Origin of the sequence: Streptomyces sp. RP5T (genome assembly GCF_003933965.1) — a bacterium.
Lineage (GTDB): Bacteria > Actinomycetota > Actinomycetes > Streptomycetales > Streptomycetaceae > Streptomyces.
The window spans coordinates 1-7,720 of record NZ_RSAJ01000409.1 but is presented as its reverse complement, the minus strand read 5'-3'; the positions used below and the strand labels follow the sequence as shown (position 1 = coordinate 7,720).

The 7,720-nt window shown below is 72.8% G+C and carries 7 protein-coding genes; 4 read left to right on the top strand and 3 right to left on the bottom strand.

From position 1 onward, the window contains the following. Nucleotides 1-1,933 (bottom strand): LuxR family transcriptional regulator (locus tag EHS43_RS31575; RefSeq protein ID WP_260470801.1); only part of this gene is annotated, 1,933 nt, incomplete at its 3' end. Nucleotides 1,934-2,048: 115 nt separating this feature from the next. Here EHS43_RS31575 and EHS43_RS31570 point away from each other — a divergent pair. Both EHS43_RS31570 and EHS43_RS31565 read left to right on the top strand, forming a co-directional pair. Continuing rightward, nucleotides 2,049-2,735 (top strand): triacylglycerol lipase, encoded by a 687-nt coding sequence (locus tag EHS43_RS31570; protein WP_125194105.1) that lies wholly within the window; start codon nt 2,049-2,051, stop codon nt 2,733-2,735. A 72-nt stretch (nt 2,736-2,807) separates the two neighbouring features. Next, complete coding sequence (locus EHS43_RS31565) at nt 2,808-3,497, top strand: class I SAM-dependent methyltransferase (RefSeq protein ID WP_125194104.1); 690 nt, start codon at nt 2,808-2,810, stop codon at nt 3,495-3,497. Here EHS43_RS31565 and EHS43_RS31560 read toward each other — a convergent pair whose 3' ends face one another. Both EHS43_RS31560 and EHS43_RS31555 read right to left on the bottom strand, forming a co-directional pair. Continuing rightward, complete coding sequence (locus EHS43_RS31560) at nt 3,498-3,872, bottom strand: fic family toxin-antitoxin system, toxin component (protein WP_125194103.1); 375 nt, start codon at nt 3,870-3,872, stop codon at nt 3,498-3,500. Continuing rightward, entirely contained in the window at nt 3,869-4,117 is a 249-nt protein-coding gene (locus tag EHS43_RS31555) for an antitoxin (RefSeq protein ID WP_125194102.1), read from the bottom strand. Before EHS43_RS31555 ends, EHS43_RS31560 begins: the two co-directional genes overlap by 4 nt. A 175-nt stretch (nt 4,118-4,292) precedes the next feature. On the opposite strand from EHS43_RS31555, the gene EHS43_RS31550 reads away from it, so the two are divergent. Beyond that, nucleotides 4,293-5,096, top strand: coding sequence for an ABC transporter ATP-binding protein (locus EHS43_RS31550; protein WP_125194101.1), 804 nt, complete (start codon nt 4,293-4,295; stop codon nt 5,094-5,096). Between the two features lie 4 nt (nt 5,097-5,100). After that, entirely contained in the window at nt 5,101-7,668 is a 2,568-nt protein-coding gene (locus tag EHS43_RS31545) for an ABC transporter permease (protein ID WP_125194100.1), read from the top strand. Nucleotides 7,669-7,720: the final 52 nt, after the last annotated feature.

Here is a 7,720-nt window from a genome sequence, read left to right as displayed (position 1 = left end):
CCTCCAGGGCGCTCCGGAGGCGGTCGCGTGCCTCCGTGCGGTGGCGCAGCCGGCGCAGGGCGCTGCCGAACAGCAGCTCCGTGCGGGCTCGTTCGAAGTCGCGGGTGCCGTGCGCGTGGAGGTCGAGGGCGGTGCGGTAGTGCTGCACGGCCTCCTCGCCGGGGGCCAGCAGGGCTCGGCAGCGGGCGCTGAGGGCGAGGTCGTCGGGGCTGTCCACGGCCGTCGCCCAGCGGTGATAGTCGGCGTGGGCGCCGCGCGCGATCCGGGTGTCGTCGGTGCGGACGGCGGCCTCGACGTAGTGCGGGGTGGCCAGGTGCCGGATGGCCCGGTGCCCGTGGCCGGGCCCGAACCCGGCAAGGGCGCGCAGCCGGGCCGCCGCACCGGCGAAGCGGCCGTCGGTGAGGTCGAGGAAGGCGAGGGCCCACTGGGCGAGGGCGGCGGGCAGGCCGAGTCCCCGGGCCAGGGCGTACGAGCGTGCGGCGGCGGCGCGGGCACGGCAGGCGTCGGCGTCTCCGGTGATCGCGGCGAACATGGCGAGGGCGGCCTGGAGATGACAGGCGCCGTTGTCCTGTCCGGTGGCGTGTGCCTGGTGCAGGGCCTCCGCCGCGGCGGCCTGTCCGGCCTGGGGACGGCCGGTCCAGAAGTCGGCGTAGGCGCGGAACTCCATGGCCTGTGCCACGACGGCGATCGCGCCCCGGGCGCGGGCCGAGGCGGCGGCCCGGAGGGTTGCGGTGGCGGCGCGGGTGTGGTCGCCGAGCATCAGGGCGGCGATGCCGGCATGGAGGAGGAGGGTGGGGTCGCCGCCGGGGCCGCAGTGTCCGGCCGCCGCCCGCAGGAGGTCGCGGGCGTCCTCGTAGCGCCCCTCGCAGGCGGCCGCGAGTCCGCCGAGCGTGCCGGGCGGCACGATCCCGAGCCGCCCGGCGACCCGGGCGGCCTCCCGGCAGCGGCGCAGGTCACCGGTGTAGATGGCGGCTTCGGTGGCACGGGCGAGGAGGTGAGGGGCGGGGTCGGAGGACATGTCGGCGGCACGTGCTGTCTCCCCCGCCTCTGGAGAATCGTTCCCTCCCCCGGGTCTCGCGCGGTGCGCCGCTGCCCCCAGGAGCGCGTCGAACGCCTCCGTGGCGTTGCCCGCGCGCAGCGCGAACAGGCCCGAGAGGGCGTCGTCGGCCGTGCCGTCGGCCGCGAGACGGCGGGCCCGGTCGCCGTCGCCGGCCTGCCAGGCGTCGGCGGCGGCACGTGTCACCAGACGGGAGCGCTCCGGCAGATCCGGGCAGAGCGCGGCGGCACGCTCCAGCAAGGCACGCGCCAGATCGAGCTGGCCGGTGCCGCGGGCCCTGTCCGCGGCACCGCGCAGCTCCGCCGCGAGCCGTCCGCTCGGGCCGAGCGCCCCCACGCCGCGATGCCAGGCCCGACGGGGAGTCTCTCCGTCGCCGTGCAGCACGCGGGCCAGCAGGCGGTGGACGTCACGGCGGTCGGCCGGAGAACCGGACTCGTACGCCGCGATCCTGGTCCAGGCGTCCCGGAAGACGACTCCGCCCGCCCCCGAGTGCGCCACGCCGACCGCCTCCGCGCTCTCCAGCGGGCGGGTGTCCAGGCGGGCGGCCGTGACCGCGCGGGGGAAGGCGTGGGTGGCCACCGGGTACTGGTCGGCCGCCGCGAGGAGCAGGAGGAGGCGGGTGTCGTCGGGCAGGGCCCGGATCTGCGCGCGTAGCGCGCGCAGCAGGCCCGGGGCGAGGTCGACGGGGTCGGTGGGGAGCGGGTCCAGGCCGGCCGACTGGCGGTCGGTCAGCAGCGTCACGAGTTCGGCGGCAGCACGCGGATCGCCGTAAACGGAACGCAGCAGCCGCACCCTGACGCCCTCGGGGAGGGCCTGGATCACGGGCTGCGGTGGCGAAGTGCGGTACGGATGCGGAGGGTTCACCGGAGTCACCACACAACTCACGTTACTGGCGAGTTAATTGACACGTAAAGACCGGCGACTTCACCGATGCGCCGCGCGTAGACCCCCGCTGACACTCCTGACAACCCCACCCGTCTCAGGAGGCATCATGCAGCGCTTCGGGCGTCGCATCGCCGCGGCCGCCACGGCCGTGGTCACTTCTCTCCTTCTGTCGCTCTCCTTCGCCGCGGTTCCCGCTCATGCGGCGACCCACAACCCCATCGTCTTCGTGCACGGGCTCAGCAGTGACGCGAGCAGCTGGGACGACTGGATCGCCGACTTCAAGGCGGACGGTTACAGCGCGTCCGAGCTCGACGCCTGGTCGTACAGCTGGTCGCAGTCGAACGTGACCACCGCCCAGCAGCTGGCCACCGAGGTCCAGCGAGTGCTCAAGGCGACCGGCGCCTCGAAGGTCGACCTGGTCACCCACTCGATGGGCGCGCTGAGCGCCCGCTACTACCTGAAGAACCTCGGCGGCACGGCGTACGTGGACGACTTCGTCTCGGCCGCCGGCGTCAACCACGGGACGACCACGGCCTCCTGGTGCTCGTGGCTGTACACCTCGTGCGCGGAGATGTACACCGGCAGCTCCTTCCTCACGGCCCTCAACTCCGGCGACGAGACGCCGGGCAGCGTCACCTACGCCAGCTACTGGTCCAACTGCGACGACGCGCTCACCCCGGACACCACGGCGATCCTGAACGGCGCGACCAATGTCGAGGTCGGGTGCGTCTCGCACACCGACATGAACAACGACCACGGCGTCTACGAGCAGGTGCGCGACTTCGTGCAGTAGGCGCCCGCAGGGGTGCGACGAGGTCCCGCGGGGGACAATCGCAGTGAGGCACGTCCTGCGAGGGAGGCAGCCATGGCGCTGCGGTCCGCCGGTTCCGGCAAGGTGTCCCGGGATCCCGTCCACCATCCCCTGTTCGCCCGGTGCTACGCCCGGGCCAGTGTCGCCGCCGAGACGCGGATGGGCATGGCCGGTGTGCGCGAGCGCCTGCTCGCCGGGCTGTCCGGGCGGGTGATCGAGATCGGGGCGGGCAACGGCCTGAACTTCGCGCACTATCCCGGCGCGGTCTGCGAGGTCGTGGCGATCGAACCGGAGCGCCGGCTGCGGCAGTTGGCGGTGGAGGCGGCCCTGCGCTCGGAGGTGCCGGTCGACGTGGCGCCCGGGGCCGCGGAGGCGCTGCCCGTCAAGAGCGAGGCCTTCGACGCCGCGGTGTTCTCGCTGGTGCTGTGCAGTGTGCGCGATGTCTCGCGTGCGCTCGGCGAGGTGCGCCGGGTGCTGCGGCCGGGCGGGGTCGTGCGGTTCTTCGAGCACGGCGTGGGCGGCGGCCCGGCGATGCGCTTCACCCAGCGTGCCCTGGACCGCACGCTGTGGCCCCCGCTGGCCGGCGGCTGCCATCTGGCCCGTGACCCGGTCGCGGCCCTGCGGGCCTCCGGGTTCGAACTCGGCCCCTACCGGCGGATGTTGATGCCGGAGCAGGGACCGACGCTGCCCACGTCCTTCTGCGTGCTGGGCACCGCCTGGCGGCCGCCGCTCAGCGGGGACTGATCACAGGGTCCACCGGCGCAGCTCGCGTGCGATGTCGTGCAGCGAGGCGTCGCCCTTCTTGGCCACCTTGGCGAGGTCCCGGACCAGTTCGGGCGAGGTGACGACCCTCAGTCCGCTCGCGACCAGGTAGGCGTACCCGACCGCGCAGGCGAAGAGCGCGTTGGTGCGCTCCAACGCCGGTACGTGGATGAGCAGTTGCAGCAGCGCGGCGGCGCGCAGATGCGGGCTGTCGTAGACGGGGATGTCGAAGATCTCGGCCTGGTGCCGCGCCACGGCGGCGACCAGCGCCCCCCAGTCGACGACCTGGGGATCGCCCGGGGTCTTCTGCTCCGCGAGCATCAGCAGCCAGGCGAGATCGATGTGCAGATCGCTCAACGAGTCTCGTGGTCCTTGCTGTCCTTGCCGAAGCCGTCCTTGCCGAACTCCTCCGCGAACACGGATTCGTACTGCTTCATGAAGTCGGCCGCGGCCTCCACGAAGGCCTGGCCCGCCTCGCCGGTGTCCTTCATGACCAGTTCCTCGATGTAGCGGTTGACGCTCACGCCGCGGGCGAGGGCACGTTCACGAGCGGCGCGGGCAGTGCCCTCGTCCACCCGTACGTTCAGCTGAGTCTTCGCCATACCTCGAAGCTAGCGCCGGAACGCTAGCACTGGCAAGAGGGGGCTCCCACGGCTGCCAGGTGCCCAGGTGCCCAGGTGCCCCTTACACGGGTATCAGGGGACCGACCTGGGGTGGAGACGGCCTCGCCCGCCAGGGGGATGTCGAGTGTGGGTCGGATCACATTACCCTCGCGTCATGGCTACTGCTGCGGAGGACGCCCCGAGCACCGACCCGGCCGACGCGATCGCGGCCCGCGCCCGCGGTCTGACCAAGGCGTACGGCTCGGGCGAGACCGCCGTGCTCGCCCTGGACGCGGTGGACGTGGACATCGCGCGGGGCCGCTTCACCGCGGTCATGGGGCCCTCGGGCTCCGGCAAGTCCACGCTCATGCACTGCCTGGCCGGGCTCGACACCGTCTCGGCCGGTCAGGTCTGGCTCGGCGGCACCGAGATCACGGGCCTCAAGGACCGGGAGCTGACCCGGCTGCGCCGGGACCGGATCGGGTTCATGTTCCAGTCGTTCAACCTGATCCCGACGCTGACCGCGGCCGAGAACATCACCCTGCCCATGGACATCGCGGGCAAGAAACCCGACGAGAAGTGGCTGGACCAGGTCATCGACACCCTGGGCCTCAGGGACCGACTCGGGCACCGGCCCTCGCAGCTCTCGGGCGGACAGCAGCAGCGCGTCGCGTGCGCCCGCGCGCTCGCCTCCCGGCCCGAGCTGATCTTCGCGGACGAGCCGACCGGCAACCTCGACTCCCGGGCGGGCCTGGAGGTCCTCGGGTTCCTGCGCGACGCCGTCGACCAGCTGGGGCAGACCGTCGTCATGGTCACCCACGACCCGGGCGCCGCCGCCCACTCCGACCTGGTGCTCTTCCTCGGCGACGGACGGATCGTGGACCGCATGGAGCGGCCCACCGCGGAGGCCGTGCTGGAACGCATGAAGCGGTTCGACGTGATCCGCGGCCAGTTCGACGCCGACCCCGACGAGGGATGACCCCGTGCTGAAGGCGACGCTCCGCAGTTTCCTCGCCCACAAGGGACGCCTGCTGCTCTCCGCGCTGGCCGTGGTCCTGTCCGTGGCGTTCGTCTCGGGCAGCCTGATCTTCTCGGACACCCTCAGCCGCACCTTCGACCGGCTCTTCGCCACGACCGCCCCCGACCTCACGATCAGCCCGAAGGAAGACCTCGGCGAGGCCATCCCGTCCGGCCGGACCGCCACCCTGCCGGCCGCGCTCGCGGACCGGGTCGCCCGGGTCGACGGGGTCGGCGCCGCGCGCTTCGACGCCGAGGAGGACGGCATCACCGTCGCCGACTCGCAGAACGAGTCGGTGGGCTCGACCACCGGCGCCCCCACCATCGGCACCGACTGGAACCCGACCTCGCGCAGTCCCGTGAAGCTCACCTCCGGCCACGCGCCGCACGGCCCGGCCGAAGCCCTGCTCGACTCGGAGACCGCCGACCGCAAGGACCTGCGCATCGGTGACCCGCTGACCGTGATCGCGGGGCCCGGCTCGTTCAAGGTGCGGATCGTCGGCATCGTCACGTTCACCACCACCAACCCCGGTGCCACGCTGCTCTACCTCGACCCGCCGACCGCGCAGGCGAAGCTGCTCGGCTCCTCGAAGGCCGCCACCAGCATCTCGGTCGACGCCGCCGAAGGCGTCAGCAACGACCGGCTCAAACAGCGCGTGGCCGCCGCGCTCGGCCCGGGCACCTACGAGTACCGGACCGCCGAGGAACAGGCGAAGTCGGACGTGGACCAACTGGGCGGATTCCTCGACGTCATCAAGTACGTCATGCTCGGCTTCGCGGGCATCGCCGTACTGGTGGGCGTCTTCCTGATCGTCAACACCTTCTCCATGCTGGTCGCCCAGCGCACCCGGGAACTGGGCCTTCTGCGCGCGCTCGGCGCCGACCGCCGCCAGGTCCGCCGCTCGGTGCTCACCGAGGCCACCCTGCTCGGCCTGGTCGGCTCCACCGTCGGGCTCGCGACGGGCATCGGGCTCGCCGTCGGGCTCATCGCGCTCATGAACGCCTTCGGCATGAACATCCGCACCGGCGAGATGGTCATCGCCTGGAGCACCCCCGTGGCGGCGTACGTCGTCGGCGTGGGCGTCACCTTCGTCGCGGCCTACCTCCCGGCCCGGCGCGCGGCCGGCGTCTCGCCCATGGCGGCCCTCTCGGACGCCGAGATCTCCGGGATCGGAAAGCCGCTGCGGGTGCGGGCGATCGTGGGCGGGGTCGTCGGCGCGGCCGGCGCGGCCGCACTGGTGGGCTGTGTGGCCTCGTCGAGGACGGCGTCCGCGGCCTCCTTCCTCGGCCTCGGCGTCGTCCTGACGCTCCTCGCCACCGTCATCGCGGGCCCGCTGCTGGTGCGTCCGGTCATCCGGGTGCTGGGCGGTGCCTTCCCGGCCCTCTTCGGCTCGATCGGGCGGATGAGCCAGCGCAACGCCCTGCGCAACCCCCGCCGCACCGGCGCCACCGCGGCCGCCCTGATGGTCGGCCTCGCCCTGGTCGGCGGGATGTCCGTGGCCAGCGCCTCCATGTCCAAGTCCTTCGACGACCAGATCGACAGGACGCTGGGCGCCGACTTCGTCGTGCAGAACGGCAACTTCCTGCCGTTCCCGCAGGAGGTCACGGACGCGGTGCGCGCCACCGAGGGCGCCGGGCTCGTCGTACGGTCCCGGTTCGCGCCGATCGCCGTACGGCTGCCGGACGGCAAGCGTGTCGAGACCACCGCCGCCGGGTACGACCCGCAGCTCGACCAGGTCGCGCACATCACCTACGCGCGGGGCGGCACCGCGGCCGCGCTCGCCGCCGGGCACCTGGGCATGGACGTGGACTTCGCGCGCGACCACGGCGTGCGGGTCGGCAGCAGGATTCCCGTCGAGTTCCAGGGCGGGCGGCGCGCCGAGCTGACCGTCGGCGCCCTCACCGACCAGGCCTCCGCGGACGGGTTCGGGACCCAGGGCGGCATCTACTTCGGCCTGGACACCCTGGAACGGTTCGCGCCGGGCGGCCAGGACTCCGCGCTGTACGTCAACGCCGCCTCCGGCACCGGCGCCGACCGGCTGCGCGCCGACCTGGAGAAGACGCTCGACCCCTATCCGCAGGTCCAGGTGCGCGACCTCGCCGACTACAAGGACCTGGTCCACGACCAGATCGCCGTCCTGCTCTACCTCGTGTACGCGCTGCTCGGGCTCGCCATCGTCATCGCGGTGCTCGGCGTGGTCAACACCCTGGCCCTGTCGGTCGTGGAGCGCACCCGGGAGATCGGGCTGCTGCGCGCCATCGGGCTCGCCCGGCGGCAGCTGCGCCGGATGATCCGCCTGGAGTCGGTGGTGATCGCGGTGTTCGGGGCGGTGCTGGGGCTCGCGCTCGGGCTGGTGTGGGGCGTGTGCACCCAGCAGGTCCTCGCCCTGCAGGGCATGAACGCGCTCGCGATCCCCTGGGGCACGCTCGTGGCGGTCGTCGTCGGCTCGGCGGTGGTGGGCATCGTGGCGGCCCTGCTGCCGGCGTTGCGGGCCTCGCGCATGAACGTACTGGCGGCGATCGCGCACGAGTGATGCAATCGCGGGGCAGACAACTCAAGTCGCTTGCCGCTGAGGAGAGTTCATG